Annotated in this window: 3 protein-coding genes; 1 reads left to right on the forward strand and 2 read right to left on the reverse strand. The window is 69.3% G+C overall.

Going from position 1 to position 2312, the window contains the following annotated elements; translation table 11 throughout:
- A partial coding sequence (locus P1P75_RS41160; protein ID WP_319265072.1) for an ATP-binding cassette domain-containing protein occupies positions 1–447 on the reverse strand: 447 nt, incomplete at its 3' end.
- Positions 448–615: 168 nt separating this feature from the next.
- Entirely contained in the window at positions 616–1281 is a 666-nt protein-coding gene (locus tag P1P75_RS41165) for a DUF4097 family beta strand repeat-containing protein (RefSeq protein ID WP_319265075.1), read from the reverse strand.
- A gap of 232 nt (positions 1282–1513) precedes the next feature.
- Between P1P75_RS41165 and P1P75_RS41170 the strand changes: the two genes are divergently transcribed.
- Complete coding sequence (locus P1P75_RS41170) at positions 1514–2287, forward strand: helix-turn-helix domain-containing protein (protein WP_319265077.1); 774 nt, start codon at positions 1514–1516, stop codon at positions 2285–2287.
- Positions 2288–2312: the final 25 nt, after the last annotated feature.

Raw genomic sequence — 2312 nt, forward strand, 5'->3', positions numbered from 1 at the left:
CATGGCCAGGTCGAGGCGGCGCTTCATGCCGCCGGAGTAGGTGGAGGCGGGCTTCTTCGCGGCCTCGGTCAGGTCGAAGCGCTCCAGCAGATCGGCGGCGGCCTTGCGCCCCTCGCTCTTGGGGAGATGGTGCAGGTCCGCCATGAGGAGCATGTTCTCCTCACCGGTGATCAGGCCGTCGACGGCGGAGAACTGACCCGTGACACCGATCGCGGCCCGCACCGCCTGAGGGTCGGCGCCCAGGTCGTGACCGTCGACGCGCAGGTCACCGGCGTCGGCGGTGATGAGCGTGGACAGGATCTTCACGGCGGTGGTCTTGCCGGCCCCGTTCGGGCCGAGCAGGGAGAAGACCGTTCCTTCGGGGACGGCCAGGTCGATACCGTCGAGCACGACCTTGTCCCCGTACGACTTGCGCAGCCCGTTCGCCGCGATCGCCAAGCTGGTCATGAGAGAGGGCTCCTCTTCTACAGGTTGCTGGGGCCTTACGGCTGCGGGGGTCTTGCGAACTTCGGGGTCTTGCGAGCCGCGGGGGTCTTGCGAGCCGCGGGGCCTACGAGCTGCGGGTGTTACGAAGCGCGGGTGGCTGGAGAAGCCGCACGCTGCGCGCCGCGCGTCTCACAGGCTGTGCGCGGTGATGTCGCCGTGGGACGTGGTGGCGCGGATGTCGAGTCCGGTGGTGCCGTCGTTCTTGAGGGCGTTGCTGACGCGGCCGTGGCCGGTGCCGGCGTCCAGGGCGGCCGAGACGCCGGTGGCAGCGGCGATCGAGATGTCGCCGGACTGGGTGCGCAGGACGACCGTGCCGCGTACGGCCTCCGCGATGCGGATGTCGCCGCGCGCGGTGCTGATCTCGGCCGGGCCGTTCAGCCGGCCGATCTCTACGTCGCCGTCGATCGCGGTGAGACGGACACCCTCCGCCTCGTCGATCTTGATCTGGCGGTAGGCGCCGTCGAAGACGACCTCGCCCAGGCGTCCCACGCCGCGCAGCTCGGCGCTCGCGGCCTTGGCCTCGACACGGGAGCCGGAGGGCAGTTGGACGGTGACCTCCACCGAACCGGAAGGGCCGGTCAGCCGGTTGCCGGGGGCCGAGGCCGTGATCCGCAGGACACCGTCGGCGTAGGCGACCGTCGCCTGCTCGGCGGTCTTGGTGTCGCGGCTCTTGGAGGGGTCGGCGGGCCGGATCTCGACGGTGGCGTCGGCCCGGTCCGCCGCGATGATCTGGATGCGCCCGGCGGGGATGTCGAGGACGGCGGAGATCGGGGCGGTGGTGGCGAACTTCTGCATCGCGCTCTCCCTGCGGCTCATTGTTTCTGACACCGGAAACGCTACGTTGCATTCAGGGATCCCACAACAAGTTCGTTGCGTAGAACCACAATCATTGCAGGTCAGAGGTAAGTAATCGTTGCATCGGCGTTCAAAGTTAACGCAACGTCAGCCCGAGTTCGTTGCAATAGATTGAAGGTGAACGCTATGCTCGGGGCATCGGGGACCAGCACAGAGCACAAGGGAGACCGTGATGCCGGGAGGCAGACTCACCCAGGCCGAACGTCAGCAGATCGCGTCGGGACTGGCCGACGGCCTCGCCTATGCCGAGATCGCCCGCGGACTCGACCGTCCCACCTCCACCGTCACGCGTGAGGTGATGCGCAACGGGGGCCCCACCGGCTACCGCGCCGACCTCGCCCATCGCGCGACCGAACACCGCACCCACCGCCGCAGGCCCGCGGCCCCCCGCGGGACACCGGCGCCCTCGCCGGTCGACGGACGCGACATGGAGGCCGTCGCCGCGTTCGAGGAGACGTTCACGACCGTCATGATGGCCTCGGGCATGCCCAAGATGATGTCCAGGGTCATGGCCTGCCTCACCATCACCGACAGCGGCAGTCTCACCGCGGCCGAGCTCGCCCAGCGCCTCCAGGTCAGTCCGGCCTCCATCTCGAAGGCGATCACGTTCCTGGAGAGCCAGGCCATGGTGCGCCGCGAGCGCGACGAAGGCCGGCGCGAGCGCTACATCGTCGACGACGACGTCTGGTACCAGTCCATGCTGGCCAGCGCCCGTTCCACCGCCCAGATCGTCGACATCGCACGACAGGGCACCAAGGTCCTCGGCCCCCACACCCCCGCCGCCGCCCGCCTGGAGAACGTCGCCCGCTTCCTCGACTTCGTCACCGAGAGCATCACCCGCGCCGCCGAACAGGCCCGGGACGTCCTCCACACGTCGACCCCGACACCGCCGACACCCCCGACACCCCCGACCGACACCGGCACACCGCACACGGACCGCGCATAGAAGGTCCTCCACCGCCGACCACGAC

The sequence above is a fragment of the Streptomyces sp. ID05-39B genome (assembly GCF_033794725.1).
GTDB lineage: Bacteria > Actinomycetota > Actinomycetes > Streptomycetales > Streptomycetaceae > Streptomyces > Streptomyces bobili.